A 16788-nucleotide genomic window follows, 5' to 3' on the forward strand; every position below is an offset into this window, starting at 1 on the left:
GTGAGACCCTACGAAAAGACCCCCTCAGCGATTTACGCCCAAAGTTTTGCAACGGTTCGCGCCGAGGCTAATCTGGACCGTTTTCCAAATGATCTGGACCGCCTTGCCATACGGGTGATCCATGCTTGCGGGATGGTTGAGATCGCGGACCGCTTAGCGTTCTCGGAGGATGCGTACACTGTGGGGCATCAGGCGTTGGCTGATGGAAAGCCGATCTTGTGTGATTGTGAAATGGTTGGTGCGGGAATTATCCGTCGCTATTTGCCCCGCGGTAATGAGGTTATCGTGACCCTTAACGACCCCAGCACGCCAGACCGCGCTGCAAAGATGCGCAACACAAGGTCGGCCGCGGCGGTTGAGCTGTGGGAGCCGCATATTGCAGGCGCTATTGTGGCCATCGGGAACGCGCCGACCGCCCTATTTCATCTATTGGACCTGATTGACCAAGGCTTCCCCAAGCCCGCCGTAATCTTGGGGTTCCCTGTGGGTTTTGTCGGCGCAGCGGAATCAAAGGCAGAGCTTGCGGCCAATCCACGCGGCTGTGATTTCGTGGCGCTCAGGGGCCGCAAAGGCGGCTCGGCACTGGCGTCGGCTGCGGTAAACGCATTGGCGGCTGGCCTGCCGGAGGTATCCTCATGACGCAAAAATGGCTCCATATCGTTGGCATTGGCGAGGACGGGATGGAGGGCTTAACACCCGCAACCCGCACGATCGTCGAGACCGCCGAGGTCATCATTGGCGGGGACCGCCATCACCAGTTATCGGATAATATCGCGGCCACTCGTGTTGCGTGGCCATCACCGTTTGATGCTTTGATAGAGACGCTTGAGCGCTACAAGGGCAAGCGCGTCGTTGTGTTGGCTACGGGGGATCCGCTGTGGTTTTCAGTGGGCGCGCGTATCGGGCGCTCGATTGATCCCTCGCAGATCGTCTACCACCCGCAATTGTCCGCATTCCAGCTAACCGCCGCGCGCATGGGCTGGAGCCTTGCCGATGTTGAGACCCTGACGGTGCATGGCAGGCCGGTCCACCAGATGGTGGCGTTTATTCAACCTGACCAGCGGCTTATTATCCTGACCACTGGTGCAGAGACACCCGCGCAAATTGCCAAATTCCTGACTGATCGCGGTTTTGGTCAATCTCAGATGACGGTCCTTGCGTCTATGGGCGGTGCGCGCGAGCAGCGCTTTGATGGCACGGCTGCGAATTGGGCGCATGAGGTTCCTGCCTTTAATACGCTTGCCGTGCATTGTATTGCGGCAGCCGATGCAGCGCTTTTGCCGCGTGTTCCGGGGCTTGATGACAGCCTGTTTCACTCGGACGGCACTATGACCAAGCAAGAAGTCCGTGCCGCGACGGTGGCCAAGCTGATGCCCATGCGCGGCGCGCTTTTATGGGATATCGGCACCGGGTCCGGCTCGGTGGCGATCGAGTGGATGCGCGCGGCACGCTACGCGCGCGCCATCGGGATCGAGCCGCGCGCTGACAGGCGGGCAATGGCCGCCGAGAATGCATTGGCACTGGGCGCGCCAAAGTTGCAGTTGATCGAGGGTGAAGTCCCCGCAGCGTTGCGTGATCTTGATGCGCCGGATGCGATTTTTATCGGTGGCGGATTAAGTGTCGAGACTTTCGACCTTGCATGGAAAAACCTGCGCCCATTGGGGCGTTTGGTGGCCAATGCGGTGACATTGGAAAGTGAAGCGATCTTGATCCAGCTTCACAAACAACATGGCGGCAGTTTGGTGAAAATTGGCGTTCAACGGGCTGAACCTGTGGGGCGTTTAACCGGGTGGAAGCCATCTAGAACCGTCACTCAGTGGAGCCTTGTGAAACGATGAATGGCACGTTGTATGGGGTAGGTCTTGGCCCCGGTGATCCGGAGTTGATGACTTTGAAAGCCGCCCGCATTATTGGTGCGGCGAAGGTTATTGCCTATCCGACGCTGGCGGGAGGGGACAGTTTCGCACGCGCAATCGCGGCGGGCATTATTGCGCCGGACGTGCATGAAATTCGCATAGATATCCCGATGTCAACGGAACGCGAGCCGGCCCAACAGGCTTACGATGTTGCCGCCAAGCAGATCGAGGAAACCTTATCGCAAGGCGGTGACGTGGTTTGCTTGTGTGAGGGCGACCCGTTTTTTTACGGCTCTTTCATGTACCTGTTTGCACGCCTGTCGGGTCGTTTCGATACACAGATCATCCCCGGCGTGACCTCGGTCACGGCCTGCGCCGCGCGTGCCGAGATGCCGCTGGCTGCGCGCAACGAGCGTCTGACAATTCTGCCCGGCCCCTTGCCCGAGGCCGAGCTGCGCGCCCGCATAGAGGGGGCCGAAAGCGTGGCCATCATGAAGGTCGGGCGTCACTTGCCGAAAATTCGCGGCGTGATCGCGGCGCTTGGATTGACCGATCAGGCCAAATACATAGAGCGCGCGACCTTGCCTGAAGAAGTCGTGCTGCCGCTGGCAAAGGCCCCTGAAAAGGCCCCATATTTTTCAATGATACTGCTCACCAAAGGGGCCGATCCATGGCTATAACTCCCGTTGTCCTATGCCTTAACCGTGCTGGCGAGGCCGTCGCGCACCGCGTGGCGCACTTACTTTCAGCCCCGGTGCACGGTCGTGAGGGTCGTGTTGATGAGGCCGCGGTGTTCTTCCCAAATGCGCTGGATCATGTGCGCATGCTTTTTCTTGCAGGCACGCCGATCATTGGCGTTTGTGCGTCGGGCATTTTGATCCGTGCCGTGGCCCCGGTGCTGGCTGACAAGACCGCAGAGCCGCCGCTGGTGTCGATCTCGGACGATGGCGCGGTAGTGGTTCCTTTGCTTGGTGGGCATCGCGGCGCGAACCGCCTTGCGGCCAAAATTGCCGATGAGTTGCAAGCGACGGCCGCCGTCACCACGGCTGGCGATGTGGCGCTTGGTGTGGCGCTGGATGAGCCACCTTTGGGCTACAGGCTTGCCAATCCTGACAATGCCAAAGACGTCATGGCGACATTGTTGTCAGGTGGCGGGGCGACAGTTTCGGGGGATGCACCTTGGTTGGCGGATTTGCCAAAAGGCGATGCCGTGGCCATCGCGTGCACCATTGAGCCGTCAGAGGCGGATTTGGTGTTTCACCCACAGCGCGCTACGCTTGGGGTCGGGTGCGCGCGCAATTGTGCGCCGGAAGAGCTAGCAGAACTTGTGCGCAAAACGATGGCTGAGGCCAACTTGGCAGCGGGTGCGATCAAGGCGATTTATACGCTGGATTTGAAAGCTGACGAGCCTGCGGTGCATGCTTTATCGCGTGAGTTGAACTTACCCGTGCGTGTGTTTGATGCGGCAATGTTGGAGCGCGAGACCTCGCGACTGGAAAACCCGTCCGATGTGGTTTTTGCCGAGGTGGGAACCCATGGCGTCTCCGAGGCGGCGGCCTTGGCTGGGGCGGGTGCTGCGGCAACCTTGATGGCGGCAAAACAAAAGACCAAAAGCGCGACCTGCGCCATCGCTCTTGCGCCTGATCCGATCACGGAATTGCGCGGTCGTGCGCGGGGCAAGCTGTCGATTATCGGCATCGGACCGGGGCAGCATTCATGGCGCACGCCAGAGGCGTCGCACCTGATATCGCAGGCTGAAGAACTGGTTGGCTATGGGCTATATATCGACCTGTTAGGGCCGCTAGCATACGGAAAACAGAGGTCTGACTTCCCGCTGGGCGGTGAAGAGGATCGGTGCCGCTACGCGCTGGAGCGCGCGGGTGAGGGGCGTAATGTGGCGCTGATTTGCTCTGGCGACGCGGGCATTTACGCAATGGGCGCGCTGGTGTTCGAGCTGTTGGATCGCGGCCCTGACCAGATGGGCGTGTCGGACGCAGCACGGCGTGTCGAAATTGTCTCGACCCCCGGTGTGTCGGCCTTGCAAGGGGCGGCGGCGCGGGCTGGCGCGCCGTTGGGTCATGACTTTTGCGCCATCTCTCTGTCGGATTTGCTGACGCCGCGCGAAGACATCATCAAGCGCTTGCATGCCGCCGCTGAAGGGGATTTTGTGATCGCCTTTTACAACCCGGTGTCGATGCGTCGCCGCACGCTTCTGGCCGAGGCGCGTGACATTTTGCTGCAACATCGCCCTGCCAATACGCCGGTTATGCTAGCCTCATCGCTGGGCCGCCCGGAAGAGCATGTTCGCTACCGTCGCTTGGACGAATTAGAGGTCGATGAGGTTGATATGCTGACCGTTGTTTTAATCGGGTCCAGCCACTCCAAACTGGCGCAATTGGGCGAAGGTCCACGTATGTACACGCCGCGCGGTTATGCGCGTAAAATTGATGGCGATTTGGCCAAGACAGGGATTTCTTCATGACCGTTTACTTTGTTGGTGCGGGGCCGGGCGACCCGGAGCTGCTGACCCTAAAGGCGCAAAAAATCATCGCGCGTTGCCCCGTGTGCCTTTATGCAGGCTCCTTGGTGCCGCCGGAAGTTGTGGCTGGCACGCCGGAGGGCGCTTTGGTTATGGACACTGCGCCAATGACGCTGGATGACACCCATGCCGAGATCATGAAGGCCCACGCCAAGGGACAAGACGTGGCGCGGGTTCACTCGGGTGATCCGTCGCTTTATGGGGCCATCGCCGAGCAAATTCGCCGCCTCAAGGCGGAAGGGATCGACTATGAAATCATCCCGGGAGTGTCTGCCTATGCCGCTGCTGCGGCGGCCTTGGGGCAAGAGCTGACCGTGCCGGAAATCGCGCAATCCATCGTGTTGACGCGTATGTCGATGAAGTCGACCTCCATGCCTGCGGGTGAGACATTGGAAAACTTTGCGCGCACAGGGGCCACTTTGGCGATCCATTTGGGTATTCGTGCGCTGCGAGAAATTGAGCGCGTGTTGATCCCGTATTACGGCGAAGATTGCCCTGTTGTTGTGGCCTATCGTGCGTCGTGGCCGGACCAGATTTTTCTACGTGGGACGTTGAAAGATATTCGCGAAAAAGTTCGGGCCGAGAAAATCACGCGCACTGCATTGGTCCTTGTGGGGCCAGCTTTGGCCGAGGTGAAGGATTTCCGTGACAGTGCTTTGTATGACCCGGACACGCCCCATGTTTTACGCCCGAAAGTACGTGTTTCGTAAAATTGTTGTAAAAACTTGATGTTAAGGACTCCTGTGTTCAGTATCCCCAGAGGGAAAGCATAAGGAATCACTGCCATGATCGAGTTTCTGCCCAAAGAAGTGGCCGAGGGTTTAGTCCGTGCGCAAATGCAGGCATCGGCGAAGAAGACCCGTTTGCGGGTGCGGGCGGGTGATGAGATGATCCCGATCGTTAACCTAGAAGATACCCATTTCTCCATAGACCGTGAGCTTGCCCCACGGCTGCGCGGCTTGGTCGATATCTATGATGGGGCGCGCCATTTGTATCAGGCTTTGGTCGTCGCGGCTTCCCTTGATGGGGAGGCGGTTGTGTTCGAATTCAAGCGCAATACGGCCACAGCTCAAGGTCCGGCGTTGGATTTTGTGCGGGACGTTACCGCGCCGGTGGCTTTGCTTCCGCAGCACTAATCTCTGCCGTTAACCAATCGGCGAAGGCCTTGGCGCCCTCGCTTAAGGGGGCAATTCCCGGCACCAACCAATAGGCGCGTGGCGATTTCAGCTCTCGTTGGTGGACTTGCATCAACTCCCCTCGCATCATTGCAGCCCGACTGGTTAAGCTGTCGCCGAGGGATATCCCTTGGCCAGCCTTTGTTGCTGCTTCCATGATTTGTAAGTCCTGAAACACAATTCCGGGATCTGTGATCACGGTGTTTTCCACGTCGTCCAGCCATCCTTGCCAGTCTTGTCTGTTGTCGAGGTGTAACAGCGGGAAATGGGTTAATGCCTGTGCGTCCGCTAATATTTGTCCGCCAACCAGAGAGGGTGCCGCGACTGGAAAGAAGCTGACATCCATCAGCTTGGTTGCGCCTGCAGGCGCTTCTTCGGGTAGTAGAAAGCTAATATAAAGATCGTTGCGGCGTGCGCCCAAATCGCCATAGCCACGGGGGGTATTGATACGCAATGCCAGTCCAGGGTGCTTGGCTGAAAAACTGCCAAGGCGGGATGCCAACCAGCTTGATGCAAAGCCCGATGCGACATTCAAGGTTAATGAGCCGGATAAGGATTGGGTTTTCGACGCGCGGGCAAGAATATCCAGCGCTGGGCTGATCTCGGACACGTAGTGGCGGGCGCGTTCCGTTAAGCGCACACCGCGCCCTTCACGGGTGATCAAGGTGAAGCCTAGTTGACCCTCTAGGGCTTTTAGTTTGTGGCTGATTGCGGATTGGGTGACGGATAATACATCTGCGGTGCGTGTGATTGATCCGGTGCGCGAAAGCGTCACCAAGGCCTGTAGGGCGGATGCGGAGGGGAGGAACATATGAGTATAGTTCATGTTTGACTGTATAATTATTCGTATGACATGAAAAATAATACAGGTCAAACTCCGTCGATACCTCAAAGGAGACCCGCGATGGATGCCACATTTTCACGCCGCAAGCTTTTAACACCGCAAGAGCTGCGCGCGCTTAACGAGCGGTCCGATCTGCGCGGTGGGCTGCAAATGGCCAGCCACCTTGGCGCAATTGCTATTGTTGCAGTGCTACACGCGCAGGCTATGGGTACATCGTGGGTTTGGCTTAGCGGGTTGGCTTTGGGGGTTTTGTTGAATTTCCTTTACGCCGCACAGCATGAATTAAGCCACGCTACAGTGTTCAAAACACGCAAGTTGAATGAGCTGTTCGGGCGCTTTATCGGGTTCATTCAGGTGTTCCCGCGTGATTTTGATCAAGTCATGCATTTCGCTCACCACACTTATACGCAGGATTGGGAGCGCGACGGGGAGTTGGTGCGCGAACCCTATACACTCACCACTTATTTGCTTTGGCTCAGTGGCATCACCTATTGGCGCAACCGTATTGTCGGCAATATCAGGCGTGCGCGCGGGATTATTCTAGAGCCATATATTCGCGCTGAAGAAGAGGCCAAAGTCATCCGCGAAGCGCGAATTCATCTTGCCCTTTATGCGCTGATTTTGGCGGCTAGCATCGTCGCGGGGTCTTGGGTGGCGGTCACGTTTTGGCTGCTGCCAATGGTGCTGACCAAGCCCATTCATCAATTGCAAAATACCATCGAGCATCTGGGCCTGTCCCATGAGGATGACATTTTTGAAAACACCCGGTCCACCCGCACCAATGCGCTGATCCGTTGGTTGTGTTGGCAAATGCCCTATCACACCGCGCACCATGTATTCCCCGCCGTGCCGTTTTGGAAACTGCGCGATTTGAATGCCAAGATCGAGGCGCAGGCAGGCGAGGTACACCGCATGGGCTGGATCGAATTCCAGATGGAGGTGATCCAAAAGTTGCGCGCCAAGGACGAGAGCCAATATCCGATGGATGAGGTTTGGATCGTTCCGTTAACCGGAGGCCGCTCCGCTCGGATACCAGCGGAATGAGGCAGCTTCAGACCTATACCTCGCTTTGGGCCATGCAGCCGCATGATCAATCCGGGGTGAAACTGCCCTATGATCAGGTGTGCGAAATGGTGGCAGCTGCCGGGTTTGATGGCATGGCAATTGATCTGGGCGCGTCGGATGTGGACGTCGCCCATGCGGTGCGCCCGCACATGGAGGCGAACGGGCTGACGCCCTTGATTGTGGCGTTTCCCAAGACGATTGGAAGTCTTGAAGACACGCTTCTCATGGCCAAAGATTTTGGCGCGCCATTTGTCGATGTGATCGGGCAGGTGATGCCGATTGCGCTGGATGATATGGTGCCGGTGATCAATGCGTGGTTGGAGATGTCCGATAAAATTGGGATGCCGATTCAGTTCGAGACGCACCGCAATTGCATCACCAATGACCTTTATACGATGCTGCAACTTCTCGATCGCATTCCTGAAATGAGGGTTTGCGCGGACCTGTCTCATTACGTCGTGGATCGGGAGTTTTGGCACCCATTGAGTGATCATGACATGGGGTTGATCAGCCGTGTGCTTGCGCGCTCGGACAGTTTTCAGGGACGGGTGGCGAGCCGTCAACAAATTCAGCTGCCGTTGGATTTTCCGCAGCACCAGAAATGGGTGGAGTTGTTTAAAGGCTGGTGGCGCGAGGGGATGGCGTCATGGCGCGCGCGCAACGCGGATGGAGACTGTATTTTCCTGTGCGAGCTTGGTCCGCCCGAGTACGCAATGACGGGTGCAGACGGGCGAGAGCTGTCTAATCGCTGGGAAGAGGCGCAGGTGATAAAGGGTTGGGTGGAAGAGATTTGGGACGATCTAGGAGGGTGATTAGTGATACGGTGGCGGGTTTGCAGGATTCGAAGCAGGTGATGTTTGCACCGGCGGAGAGGTTCAATCGAAGAATCTTCGAGAAATTTAGCGACTTACGGTGAAATCGCCTAAAAACAACCCTTGAGGCGAAGGTCTACGGAAAATCTCCGACAAGAATAAATATATGCTCCGGTTGAATTTAATTTACTCGGGGAACCGCCATGATCCAGACACCATACCTTCTCTTTCTCGGCGATGCGCCAGATGCGCTTTCAGGAAAAGTGGCCCAAGGGATCAAAGACTGGCGTCCTGAGAATGCGATTGGCCAGTTCCGCTTGTCCGGCTGTGGTGCATCGGTTGGTTTGACGGATATGACCCTTCAAGAGGGGCTTGATGCGGGTGCCAAAACGCTGGTGATTGGCGTGGCAAACCGTGGCGGTGTTATCTCGACAGCCTGGAGAGAGGTGCTCGTTGAGGCGCTGAACTTAGGCTACGATATTGCATCTGGATTGCACAATTTGTTGCGTGACGAGAATGAATTGCAAGCGGCGGCGCGGGTGAATGGGCGCACATTGTTTGATGTGCGTATCCCGTCCGTGGCCTACCCGATTGCGACTGGCAAGAAACGCACGGGCAAGCGGGTACTTGCGGTTGGCACAGATTGCTCTGTCGGTAAAATGTATACAGCCCTGTGCATGGATGCCGAGATGCGCAAACGCGGCATGAAATCCACCTTCCGGCCAACTGGTCAAACCGGTATCTTGATCACGGGTGGCGGTGTGCCATTGGATGCGGTGATTGCCGATTTTATGGCGGGCGCGGTTGAGTATCTGACACCTGACAATGACGCGGATCACTGGGATCACATCGAGGGGCAGGGCAGCCTGTTTCATGTGTCGTATTCTGGCGTGACTATGGCGTTGATCCACGGCGGCCAGCCGGACGCATTGGTGTTGGCGCATGAGCCGACCCGCACTCATATGCGCGGATTGCCGGGCTATGATTTGCCGACGCTAGAGACGCTGCGTGACATGGCGCTGACACTGGCCCGCGTGCCCAATCCGGCGTGTGAAGTGATTGGCATTTCGGTCAATACCCAGCATATGAGCGAGGATGAGGCGAAGGCCTATCTGGCGGAGGTCGAGACCCGGATGGGTTTGCCAACAACAGATCCTTATCGCTTTGGTGCGGAACGGTTGGTAGATGCGTTAGAAGCACTTTGATTGAGCCAAGGAGGCGCGCGCGATGAGCATTACAGTTAACAAGGACGTGTTCAAACTGGCCGAGGTGTTCACCATCTCGCGCGGCTCTCGGACTGAGGCGCAAGTGCTGACGGTTCGCGTGGCCCGTGACGGTGTGGTGGGCCAAGGCGAATGTGTACCCTACGCCCGTTACGGCGAGACGCTGGATTCCGTGACCCGCCAGATATTGTCGTTGTCCTCTGGCATCACACGCACAGCTTTGCAGGGGGCGTTGCCTGCGGGGGCCGCGCGCAACGCGGTTGATTGTGCGTTGTGGGATTTGGAGGCCAAGCAGGCTGGCGTGCGGGTCTGGGACGTGTTGGGATTGCCCGCGCCTAAGCCCGAGATTACCGCCTATACGTTATCGCTGGCAGAGCCGGATGCGATGGAAGCCAGTGCGCGCAAGCACAGTTTTCGCCCTTTGTTGAAAATCAAGTTGGGTACGCCAGATGACATGGCGCGCCTAGAGGCGGTGCGCCGTGGTGCGCCGGACACGCCGATTATTATTGATGCAAACGAGGGGTGGTCCGCCGAGGTTTATTCGGATCTGGCACCGCATTTGGTGCGTCTTGGGGTGAAACTGGTGGAGCAACCCTTGCCCGCGGGCGAAGACGATATGCTGGCGGAAATTGAACGCCCCTTGCCAGTTTGCGCCGATGAGGCCTGCCATGACCGCGCGTCTTTGCCGTCATTGAAGGGCAAATATGATGTCATTAACATTAAGTTGGACAAGACCGGAGGGTTAACAGAGGCCTTGGCCTTGAAGGACGCGGGGTTGGCACAGGGCTATGGCGTGATGGTGGGCTGCATGGTCGGATCGTCGCTGGCGATGGCTCCGGCAACCATTTTGGCGCAGGGTGTGGCGTTCACCGACCTTGACGGCCCGCTGCTTCTGGCCGAAGACCGTAGGGAACCTTTGATTTTTGACGAGGCGGGCGTCCATGCGCCAACGCCTCAGCTATGGGGATAGAGATATGAGCCGCATCGTTTACCTGAACGGGGACTACCTGCCTGAAGCCGAGGCCAAGGTTTCGGTCTTTGATCGCGGCTTCCTTTTCGCTGACGCGGTGTATGAGGTTACTTCCGTGCTGGGCGGTAAAATACTGGCTTTCGAGGGCCACGTGACACGGTTGCAGCGCTCGTTGGATGAGCTGGGCATGACGAACCCGATTAGCCCCGAGGATTTGCTGGAAGTTCACCACCAGTTGGTTAAGCGCAATGAGTTGGTCGAGGGCATGATCTATTTACAGGTGACACGCGGCAATCCCGGTGATCGGGATTTTGTGTACCCGTCAGAGGATGTGACGCCGACCATCGTGCTGTTCACTCAAACTGCAAACCTGTTGAACAGCCCCAAAATCGCCACCGGCATGAAGATCATTTCCGTGGATGACCAGCGCTGGGCGCGCCGCGATATCAAGACGACACAGCTTTTGTTCCCGTCGATGGCCAAGATGATGGCCAAGGCCGCTGGCGTTGATGATGCTTGGCTGGTTGAGGATGGCCATGTGACCGAAGGTAGCTCCAACAACGCTTATATTGTCAAAGACGGCAAGATTATTACCCGCAACCTAGGCTGTGAAATCTTGCATGGAATTACCCGCGCTGCGGTGTTGGCCTATGCAAAATCTGCGCAGATGGAAGTTGAGGAACGCCCCTTCACCATTGAGGAAGCCAAGGACGCGGATGAGGCGTTTATCACCTCGGCGTCTACTTTTGTGATGCCAGTGGTAGAGATCGACGGCGTTGCTTTGGGGGACGGTAAGCCGGGTAAATCGGCGGCGCGTTTGCGTGAGATATATCTGGAAGAAAGCATGAAGCAAGCGCTCTAGGCGCTACCTCTTCTCGTCTTTCTTTTCCCATCCGAGAATAACCTTCACCTCTTGCTGGGTGCGAACCCGGCGGAAGGTAGACGTGTAGGGACCTTGCAGTTTCATATGCAGCGCCGAGATTTGCATTGTGCTGAGCGTGCCCGCGTCAATATGCTGAAAGCCCAAAATATTCAGGCGGTGCTGCACCGAGCGCACCAACTGCGCGTTCGGCGCGGCAATGGCGGGGGTGGCCAGCGCTAAGGCGGCGGCGATGAGTGCGGCGCGGATCATTTGCGCTCGAACAGCATTTTCAGAATGCTGTCACCTAAAACTGCACCAATGTTGCCGCGAATTTGCGACGGCGATTTGTTGCTGTGAAGCAGGTGGTTGATATGGACCACCTGTCGGCGCGTTAGGGTTTGGACATCCACGTCAGTGTAGCCCCAGATTGGCAGTTCTTGGGCAACATGGTCACGCATCGGGGATTGGCTGGCGCTGGCGGGTAGGGCCAGCGCGGTCAATATGGAAGCAAGTAAAAGGCGTTTCATACCTTGGTCTCCTTTGCGGGCATCATAGCACAAAGGCGCTATGGTGCCAAAGTAACATTCAGATGGCGTCTTTGTGAGAGATTTCAAAGGCGGCTTTCTGGGCGTCCGTGGCTTCAGTCTGGTGTTGCGCTTTGAAGTCATCGTAGGGCATGCCGTAGAATGTTTCGCGGGCTTGGTCTTTGTCCATCTCAATGCCGCGCACGTTGGCGGCTTCTTGATACCAACGGCTCAGGCAATTGCGGCAAAATCCCGCAAGGTTCATCATGTCGATGTTTTGTACATCGGTGCGGCGTTGCAGGTGGGTTTGCAGGGTGCGGAAGGCGGCGGCTTCAAGTTCCAACTGTGTTTGAGCGTCCATGGTCATGTTCCTTTAGGGCTGGCTGTGCGTCTTTTTTGTGGGTTTCAGAGGTCACGGCTGGTTTGCCTGTTACAATTGTGTGCACAATACCCTTCAATACGGGCAAGCGCCAGTTGCGGGCCTGCGCTATATCCGCCATATGATACCGCTAACATTAGCTGACCAAGGGATGATCCAGATGAGAAGAACACGTAACGTAAAGATCGTGGCCACCCTTGGCCCAGCATCCGATGACTATGAGATGATCCGCGCATTGTTTGAGGCGGGGGCGGACGTGTTCCGGTTGAATATGTCCCATGGCGATCATTCCGAGATTCGAGTGCGTCATGAAATTATCCGCCGGGTCGAGAAAGACGTCGGGCGCCCGATCTGCATTCTAGCGGATCTTCAGGGGCCAAAGCTGCGCGTCGGGGTGTTTGCTAATGGCGAAGAAGAGCTGGAAGTGGGTGCGCCCTTTCGGCTGGATCTGGACGCCACCGAGGGGACGGTCTCGCGGGTGCAACTGCCGCATAAAGAAATCTTTGCCGTGCTCAAGCCGGGGTCTAACCTTTTGGTCAATGACGGAAAAATTAAACTCCAAGTCAAAGATTGCGGCGCGGATTATGCCAATTGCGAGGTGACGGTTGGCGGCACTATATCAAACCGAAAAGGGGTGAACGTGCCGGATGTGGTGCTGCCGCTGGCGGCCCTGTCTGACAAAGATCGCAAGGATTTGGAATTCGTCTGCCAATTGGGTGTCGACTGGCTGGCGCTGTCCTTTGTGCAGCGTCCTGAGGATGTGCTGGAGGCCCGCGACTTGGCCGATGGGCGCGCTGCAATCTTGTCCAAGATTGAAAAACCCGCCGCGGTTGAGGCGTTTGATGCGATCCTGAAGGTGTCGGATGGTATCATGGTTGCCCGTGGCGACCTTGGTGTTGAACTGCCGGTGCAAGACGTGCCGCCAATTCAGAAACGCCTGATCCGCCGCTGCCGTGCTGTGGCCAAACCGGTGATCGTGGCGACCCAAATGCTGGAGTCAATGATCGACAGCCCAATGCCAACGCGCGCTGAAGTATCCGACGTAGCGACTGCTATTTACGAGGGCACCGATGCGATCATGTTGTCCGCTGAATCTGCCGCAGGCAGCTTCCCGATCGAAGCTGTGACCACGATGAATAATGTGGCCATCTCGGTGGAAAGCGACGCGAATTATGCCGACATCATTGCGGCGCAACGTGGTGGTAAGAAAACCACCGTGGCTGATGGCATTGTGGTCGCGGCGCGTGAAATTGCGGAAACCACCGATATTAAAGCTATTTGCTGCTTTACCCAATCAGGCACTACGGCTTTGCTGGTGTCACGCGAGCGGCCGCATGTTCCGATCATTGCGCTGACCCCATTGGTTGGCACCGCGCGGCGGCTGTCTTTGAGCTGGGGGACGCATTGCGTCGTGACCGCAGGTGAGGTCGAGCGCTTTAAGACCGCAGTGATCAATGCCGCCCGTGCTGCCCGCGAAGACGGGTTTGCAACCGAGGATGACCAGATCGTGGTTACTGCGGGTGTGCCCTTCAACCAGCCGGGAACAACAAACATCCTTCGCGTCGCACCCTGTGCTGAACGGTTGATTTATAGCTCCGATCCTGAATAGATTGCCGCATTCCTTATTAAGGAGGCGATTATGGACTACGATCTTATTCTTGTTTTGGGCATTGTGATTGGTGTGCTGACAATTCCCGCTATTTTGTCGGCTATTCTTGATGGTGGCGCGCCTCGGGTGGCGACTGTGGCTGCCGTGATATCGGGGGGGATGATCATCTTTTCTCTCTACAATTCACCCGGTGGCTATGCTTTCGCGGACCTTCCTGATGTATTTGCGGGGGTTGTGGCGGATTTTATTCGATAGAGTAGCTTTGATTGGCATCCAAGGCTTGCAAAGGGGCGAATTTGCCCATAGGAAACGCCTTCAACCGCACGTCCGGCGAATGGCATGCCGAGTCGCGCGCAACACCACTCGATCTTTAAGGAGATGGAAATGCCGAAGATGAAGACAAAATCAGGCGCTAAAAAGCGCTTCAAGATGACGGCCTCGGGCCGCGTCAAAGCTGGTCAAGCAGGCAAACGCCACGGCATGATCAAGCGCTCTACCAAGTTTATCCGCACCGCGCGCGGCACGACGCTTCTCTGCGCAGCAGATGAGAAGATCGTTAAAAAATACATGCCATACGCGCGCTAAGGAGAATTTGATATGTCCAGAGTAACATCCGGCGTCGTAACCCACGCACGCCACAAAAAGATCATTAAGGCAGCCAAAGGCTACCAAGGTCGTCGCAAAAACACTTTCCGCGTAGCTACGCAGGCGGTGGACAAAGCCAACCAATACGCAACCCGTGACCGCAAAAACCGCAAGCGCAACTTCCGCGCGCTGTGGATTCAGCGGATCAACGCAGGCTGCCGTGCAATCGACGAAGCGCTGACATATTCGCGCTTTATCAATGGCCTGACATTGGCTGGCATCGAAGTTGACCGCAAAGTGCTGGCTGACTTGGCTGTGAACGAGCCTGACGCATTTGCGGCAGTGGTTGAGAAAGCCAAAGCCGCACTGGCTTAATAAATATACGCCCATACGATGGCCGAAAATTACGCGCCGCTGGAGAAATCCGGCGGCGTTTTTTGTTGTGGCAAGCCATGAAGCCCGTTTTCACTTGATCTTGGTGTAGGCTCTGCGCGAAACTACTACATCTTGTTTTATGTATTTTTCGGAGGCCGACATGAACCTCACTCGATTAGTTTACTATAGCCAGCGCAACCCGTCCGTAGACATGGACGTCGATGCGTTGATTAAGGGCTGCAAGCGTAAGCATATAAAGCAGAGCCTAACAGGAATGCTGCACTACAACGGGGATTATTTCGTGCAGGTGATCGAAGGCGGGCGGGTCGACGTGTCGGCGCTGTTCCACCAGATCGTGCGTGATGTGCGCCATTCAAATGTTATTTTGCTCTCGTTCTCTGACGTGCGTGAACGGTTGTTCTCAACGCAGCCTATGGGGCTGCGCCAAGGCATGGATAAGCAAAGTCGTGCCATTTTCTTGCGCTACTTTGCGAGTACGGTAATTGACCCAGAGACTGTGAATGTCGATGCTTTGCTCGATGCGCTACATGACCTGATGGTTGAGGTTTCGGAGCCGACAAAGCTAACTATATCTGTGTAGGGTAATGCCTTAGCGGCGCGCCCGGTGAAGCCGGTCCCGCTCGAATTTTAGCTTGGCGGCCTGTGTTTCTGCTTCGCGCGCGCGGCGCTGCACCCGGCGAATGCCCAATCCTTGAGTTTTGCTGTGCCCGCGGCCATAGCGCTCGCGCGCCACATAGAAACCGATGGCACCACTGGCCAACATGGCGAGGAGCAAGACGATTAGATTTTGCATGTTTCTTACCCTTCCCGCAGATCTAGCGAGCGCGCAGGACTACGAATTCAACGCGGCGGTTTTGCTCACTGTCGGATGCTCCGCCTTGTGATAGCGGAGAGCGTGCGCCGAAGCCCATGGGCTCGAACCTATCCGTATTGAGGCCAAGGGCCGATAGGGCCGAGACCGCGTTATCGGCGCGTTGCCAACTTAGGTTGAGGTTCGCAAGGTCACTGCCTGAGGTGTCGGAATGGCCCGTGACATGGATGATTGCCTGAGGGCAGTCAGCGATCAATAGCCCAAGTTTGCGCAAGGACGGGGTGTCGTCAGAGTCAAACTGTGCACTGCCAATCTTGAAGAAAATGGTCGACTGTTTGGCCACTTTTAGCACCTCAGCGTAACAGGGCGCAGAGGCGGGGTCAGAGTTGATTGTGGTGACTTGGGCAGAGGCGTCTTCGGGCTCAATCGACACACTGGGAGTGCGCGGGGTGCTGGACACCAGTGTTGGTGTTTCAGGGAGGGACGCTGGCACCGTGCTTGCGAGTTGAGGTGCTTTTGCTTGTTGGGCGCGTTTGGCGGCGTCTCGTTCGCGTAGAATTTCCAGCGCCATGGCTATTTGCAGTGCGGTATCTTGCGGCTGCATGATGCTTGCTGATTGTGACGTGGCTTTTGTAGGGGAGGGGGCTGTTGGCGCGGTGATTTTTTGGAGTCCAAGAAAGGCGATGCTCCCGACCGCGATGAAGGCCAAAGAGGCACCTAATATGGTGCGCTGAAAGTCAGTCGTAGCTTTGGCGCGCTGCCTAATCTGGCTAAGGCCTAGCTGGTTGGAATGGTGCTTGGTGAAATTGACCATACTCTTTAAGAAACTCATTTTTCCCCCTCGGGTCACTTAGCGATAAAATATTGCTGTCGTGGCCCCGCCTGATTTCTCGATGTTGACGTTGATGCCTAAGAAAGTGGCCGCCTCGCGGATTAGTGCCTCGTTTTCGGCAAGGGAAATTTCTGCGGTCTCGTCATCAATAGACAAGGTAACGCCTAGCTCGCACACAGAATGCTGTAGCACCGCCTTAAGGCGATGGGAGTATAGGCTGGACTGCATTTCGTTCCCTCGTAGTATCCACCTTATTTTGGTGGATTATATTTTAGATTATCACACCTTATTTTGTGTTTTGAAACC

General features: G+C 56.5%; 23 protein-coding genes. 16 read left to right on the plus strand and 7 right to left on the minus strand.

The window, feature by feature from the left end; translation table 11 throughout:
• From AC3Y7R_RS10975 to AC3Y7R_RS11000, 6 genes are all read left to right on the plus strand, one after another.
• Nucleotides 1-639: a precorrin-8X methylmutase gene (locus AC3Y7R_RS10975; RefSeq protein WP_490042089.1), complete on the plus strand. Its 639-nt coding sequence runs from the start codon at nt 1-3 to the stop codon at nt 637-639.
• Entirely contained in the window at nt 636-1838 is a 1203-nt protein-coding gene (gene cbiE, locus AC3Y7R_RS10980) for a precorrin-6y C5,15-methyltransferase (decarboxylating) subunit CbiE (protein WP_490042090.1), read from the plus strand. The genes AC3Y7R_RS10975 and cbiE overlap by 4 nt, the downstream gene beginning before the upstream one ends.
• The gene (cobI, locus tag AC3Y7R_RS10985) at nt 1835-2536 is read left to right on the plus strand and encodes a precorrin-2 C(20)-methyltransferase (protein WP_490042091.1); all 702 of its coding nucleotides are present in this window, start codon (nt 1835-1837) and stop codon (nt 2534-2536) included. Before cbiE ends, cobI begins: the two co-directional genes overlap by 4 nt.
• A complete protein-coding gene (gene cobJ / locus AC3Y7R_RS10990; RefSeq protein ID WP_490042092.1) occupies nt 2527-4338 on the plus strand; it encodes a precorrin-3B C(17)-methyltransferase in 1812 nt (603 codons plus the stop codon). Before cobI ends, cobJ begins: the two co-directional genes overlap by 10 nt.
• Nucleotides 4335-5105, plus strand: a complete 771-nt coding sequence (gene cobM, locus AC3Y7R_RS10995; RefSeq protein WP_490042093.1) for a precorrin-4 C(11)-methyltransferase — start codon at nt 4335-4337, stop codon at nt 5103-5105. Before cobJ ends, cobM begins: the two co-directional genes overlap by 4 nt.
• A gap of 75 nt (nt 5106-5180) precedes the next feature.
• Nucleotides 5181-5531 carry a hypothetical protein gene (locus AC3Y7R_RS11000; protein WP_490042094.1) on the plus strand — a complete coding sequence of 117 codons (351 nt, stop codon included), beginning with the start codon at nt 5181-5183 and terminating at the stop codon, nt 5529-5531.
• Here the strand turns inward: AC3Y7R_RS11000 and AC3Y7R_RS11005 are convergent.
• On the minus strand, nt 5497-6381 hold the full coding sequence (locus AC3Y7R_RS11005) for a LysR substrate-binding domain-containing protein (RefSeq protein WP_490042095.1): 885 nt from the start codon (nt 6379-6381) through the stop codon (nt 5497-5499). The genes AC3Y7R_RS11000 and AC3Y7R_RS11005 overlap by 35 nt on opposite strands.
• 93 nt (nt 6382-6474) lie before the next feature.
• On the opposite strand from AC3Y7R_RS11005, the gene AC3Y7R_RS11010 reads away from it, so the two are divergent.
• From AC3Y7R_RS11010 to AC3Y7R_RS11030, 5 genes are all read left to right on the plus strand, one after another.
• On the plus strand, nt 6475-7458 hold the full coding sequence (locus tag AC3Y7R_RS11010) for a fatty acid desaturase (RefSeq protein WP_490042096.1): 984 nt from the start codon (nt 6475-6477) through the stop codon (nt 7456-7458).
• Nucleotides 7455-8291 carry a sugar phosphate isomerase/epimerase family protein gene (locus AC3Y7R_RS11015; RefSeq protein ID WP_490042097.1) on the plus strand — a complete coding sequence of 279 codons (837 nt, stop codon included), beginning with the start codon at nt 7455-7457 and terminating at the stop codon, nt 8289-8291. The genes AC3Y7R_RS11010 and AC3Y7R_RS11015 overlap by 4 nt, the downstream gene beginning before the upstream one ends.
• A 203-nt stretch (nt 8292-8494) precedes the next feature.
• Nucleotides 8495-9496, plus strand: coding sequence for an N-acetyltransferase DgcN (dgcN, locus tag AC3Y7R_RS11020; protein WP_490042098.1), 1002 nt, complete (start codon nt 8495-8497; stop codon nt 9494-9496).
• 22 nt (nt 9497-9518) lie between these two features.
• Nucleotides 9519-10484: an N-acetyl-D-Glu racemase DgcA gene (gene dgcA / locus AC3Y7R_RS11025; RefSeq protein WP_490042099.1), complete on the plus strand. Its 966-nt coding sequence runs from the start codon at nt 9519-9521 to the stop codon at nt 10482-10484.
• Between the two features lie 4 nt (nt 10485-10488).
• Complete coding sequence (locus AC3Y7R_RS11030) at nt 10489-11346, plus strand: D-amino-acid transaminase (protein WP_490042100.1); 858 nt, start codon at nt 10489-10491, stop codon at nt 11344-11346.
• Nucleotides 11347-11349: 3 nt separating this feature from the next.
• Here the strand turns inward: AC3Y7R_RS11030 and AC3Y7R_RS11035 are convergent, their stop codons facing one another.
• Genes AC3Y7R_RS11035 through AC3Y7R_RS11045 form a run of 3 tightly spaced genes read right to left on the minus strand, consistent with a single transcriptional unit; the run spans nt 11350 to nt 12231 of the window.
• Nucleotides 11350-11616, minus strand: coding sequence for a hypothetical protein (locus tag AC3Y7R_RS11035; protein ID WP_490042101.1), 267 nt, complete (start codon nt 11614-11616; stop codon nt 11350-11352).
• Nucleotides 11613-11873, minus strand: coding sequence for a hypothetical protein (locus AC3Y7R_RS11040; protein ID WP_490042102.1), 261 nt, complete (start codon nt 11871-11873; stop codon nt 11613-11615). The genes AC3Y7R_RS11035 and AC3Y7R_RS11040 overlap by 4 nt, the downstream gene beginning before the upstream one ends.
• 58 nt (nt 11874-11931) lie before the next feature.
• Nucleotides 11932-12231, minus strand: coding sequence for a DUF1244 domain-containing protein (locus AC3Y7R_RS11045; protein ID WP_490042103.1), 300 nt, complete (start codon nt 12229-12231; stop codon nt 11932-11934).
• 178 nt (nt 12232-12409) lie between these two features.
• Here AC3Y7R_RS11045 and pyk point away from each other — a divergent pair, with 178 nt between their 5' ends.
• The 5 genes from pyk to AC3Y7R_RS11070 all read left to right on the plus strand — a co-directional run bounded on the left by pyk (nt 12410) and on the right by AC3Y7R_RS11070 (nt 15419).
• Nucleotides 12410-13858 (plus strand): pyruvate kinase, encoded by a 1449-nt coding sequence (pyk, locus tag AC3Y7R_RS11050; RefSeq protein WP_490042104.1) that lies wholly within the window; start codon nt 12410-12412, stop codon nt 13856-13858.
• Nucleotides 13859-13888: 30 nt separating this feature from the next.
• Nucleotides 13889-14113, plus strand: a complete 225-nt coding sequence (locus tag AC3Y7R_RS11055) for a hypothetical protein (protein WP_490042105.1) — start codon at nt 13889-13891, stop codon at nt 14111-14113.
• Nucleotides 14114-14242: 129 nt separating this feature from the next.
• Nucleotides 14243-14443, plus strand: coding sequence for a 50S ribosomal protein L35 (rpmI, locus tag AC3Y7R_RS11060; protein ID WP_490042106.1), 201 nt, complete (start codon nt 14243-14245; stop codon nt 14441-14443).
• 12 nt (nt 14444-14455) lie between these two features.
• Entirely contained in the window at nt 14456-14818 is a 363-nt protein-coding gene (rplT, locus tag AC3Y7R_RS11065; protein WP_394197547.1) for a 50S ribosomal protein L20, read from the plus strand.
• Between the two features lie 160 nt (nt 14819-14978).
• Entirely contained in the window at nt 14979-15419 is a 441-nt protein-coding gene (locus AC3Y7R_RS11070) for a BLUF domain-containing protein (protein ID WP_490042107.1), read from the plus strand.
• A gap of 9 nt (nt 15420-15428) precedes the next feature.
• On the opposite strand, the gene AC3Y7R_RS11075 is transcribed toward AC3Y7R_RS11070, so the two are convergent.
• Genes AC3Y7R_RS11075 through AC3Y7R_RS11085 form a run of 3 tightly spaced genes read right to left on the minus strand, consistent with a single transcriptional unit; the run spans nt 15429 to nt 16638 of the window.
• Nucleotides 15429-15632: a hypothetical protein gene (locus AC3Y7R_RS11075; RefSeq protein ID WP_490042108.1), complete on the minus strand. Its 204-nt coding sequence runs from the start codon at nt 15630-15632 to the stop codon at nt 15429-15431.
• Between the two features lie 22 nt (nt 15633-15654).
• The gene (locus AC3Y7R_RS11080) at nt 15655-16482 is read right to left on the minus strand and encodes an OmpA family protein (RefSeq protein WP_490042109.1); all 828 of its coding nucleotides are present in this window, start codon (nt 16480-16482) and stop codon (nt 15655-15657) included.
• Between the two features lie 18 nt (nt 16483-16500).
• Nucleotides 16501-16638, minus strand: coding sequence for a hypothetical protein (locus tag AC3Y7R_RS11085; protein ID WP_490042110.1), 138 nt, complete (start codon nt 16636-16638; stop codon nt 16501-16503).
• Nucleotides 16639-16788 lie beyond the last annotated feature (150 nt).

The organism is Litoreibacter sp. (assembly GCF_058136045.1).

What these genes read in the sequence shown, in the direction of transcription:
- rplT (WP_394197547.1), top strand. Translation starts at nt 14,456, where the DNA reads ATGTCCAGAGTAACATCCGGCGTCGTAACCCACGCACGCCACAAAAAG.
- cbiE (WP_490042090.1), top strand. Translation starts at nt 636, where the DNA reads ATGACGCAAAAATGGCTCCATATCGTTGGCATTGGCGAGGACGGGATG.
- AC3Y7R_RS11080 (WP_490042109.1), bottom strand. Translation starts at nt 16,482, where the DNA reads ATGAGTTTCTTAAAGAGTATGGTCAATTTCACCAAGCACCATTCCAAC.
- AC3Y7R_RS11070 (WP_490042107.1), top strand. Translation starts at nt 14,979, where the DNA reads ATGAACCTCACTCGATTAGTTTACTATAGCCAGCGCAACCCGTCCGTA.
- AC3Y7R_RS11040 (WP_490042102.1), bottom strand. Translation starts at nt 11,873, where the DNA reads ATGAAACGCCTTTTACTTGCTTCCATATTGACCGCGCTGGCCCTACCC.
- AC3Y7R_RS11010 (WP_490042096.1), top strand. Translation starts at nt 6,475, where the DNA reads ATGGATGCCACATTTTCACGCCGCAAGCTTTTAACACCGCAAGAGCTG.
- AC3Y7R_RS11045 (WP_490042103.1), bottom strand. Translation starts at nt 12,231, where the DNA reads ATGGACGCTCAAACACAGTTGGAACTTGAAGCCGCCGCCTTCCGCACC.
- AC3Y7R_RS11030 (WP_490042100.1), top strand. Translation starts at nt 10,489, where the DNA reads ATGAGCCGCATCGTTTACCTGAACGGGGACTACCTGCCTGAAGCCGAG.
- AC3Y7R_RS11000 (WP_490042094.1), top strand. Translation starts at nt 5,181, where the DNA reads ATGATCGAGTTTCTGCCCAAAGAAGTGGCCGAGGGTTTAGTCCGTGCG.
- rpmI (WP_490042106.1), top strand. Translation starts at nt 14,243, where the DNA reads ATGCCGAAGATGAAGACAAAATCAGGCGCTAAAAAGCGCTTCAAGATG.
- AC3Y7R_RS11015 (WP_490042097.1), top strand. Translation starts at nt 7,455, where the DNA reads ATGAGGCAGCTTCAGACCTATACCTCGCTTTGGGCCATGCAGCCGCAT.
- AC3Y7R_RS11035 (WP_490042101.1), bottom strand. Translation starts at nt 11,616, where the DNA reads ATGATCCGCGCCGCACTCATCGCCGCCGCCTTAGCGCTGGCCACCCCC.
- AC3Y7R_RS11055 (WP_490042105.1), top strand. Translation starts at nt 13,889, where the DNA reads ATGGACTACGATCTTATTCTTGTTTTGGGCATTGTGATTGGTGTGCTG.
- cobI (WP_490042091.1), top strand. Translation starts at nt 1,835, where the DNA reads ATGAATGGCACGTTGTATGGGGTAGGTCTTGGCCCCGGTGATCCGGAG.
- cobJ (WP_490042092.1), top strand. Translation starts at nt 2,527, where the DNA reads ATGGCTATAACTCCCGTTGTCCTATGCCTTAACCGTGCTGGCGAGGCC.
- cobM (WP_490042093.1), top strand. Translation starts at nt 4,335, where the DNA reads ATGACCGTTTACTTTGTTGGTGCGGGGCCGGGCGACCCGGAGCTGCTG.
- dgcA (WP_490042099.1), top strand. Translation starts at nt 9,519, where the DNA reads ATGAGCATTACAGTTAACAAGGACGTGTTCAAACTGGCCGAGGTGTTC.
- AC3Y7R_RS11005 (WP_490042095.1), bottom strand. Translation starts at nt 6,381, where the DNA reads ATGTTCCTCCCCTCCGCATCCGCCCTACAGGCCTTGGTGACGCTTTCG.
- dgcN (WP_490042098.1), top strand. Translation starts at nt 8,495, where the DNA reads ATGATCCAGACACCATACCTTCTCTTTCTCGGCGATGCGCCAGATGCG.
- pyk (WP_490042104.1), top strand. Translation starts at nt 12,410, where the DNA reads ATGAGAAGAACACGTAACGTAAAGATCGTGGCCACCCTTGGCCCAGCA.
- AC3Y7R_RS11075 (WP_490042108.1), bottom strand. Translation starts at nt 15,632, where the DNA reads ATGCAAAATCTAATCGTCTTGCTCCTCGCCATGTTGGCCAGTGGTGCC.